At 66.4% G+C, this 238-nt stretch carries 1 protein-coding gene; it reads left to right on the top strand.

All coding sequences use genetic code 11. The features are described from left to right. On the top strand, positions 1–238 hold a 238-nt coding region (locus tag LIZ08_RS10365; RefSeq protein WP_227038829.1), incomplete at both ends, for a class I tRNA ligase family protein.

Here is a 238-nt window from a genome sequence, read left to right on the forward strand (position 1 = left end):
CGGAGGAGGTGTTCGCAGAGCGCTACCCGGCGGACTTCATCTGCGAGGCCATCGACCAGACCCGCGGCTGGTTCTACTCCCTCATGGCCATCGGGACGCTGGTGTTCGAGCAGTCCTCCTACCGCAACGTCGTGTGCCTGGGCCACATCCTGGCCGACGACGGGCGCAAGATGAGCAAGCACCTGGGCAACGTCCTGGAGCCCATCCCGCTGATGGATCAGCACGGCGCGGACGCGGT

The sequence above is a fragment of the Streptococcus sp. 210928-DFI.4.42 genome (assembly GCF_020554365.1).
Lineage (GTDB): Bacteria > Bacillota > Bacilli > Lactobacillales > Streptococcaceae > Streptococcus > Streptococcus parasanguinis_S.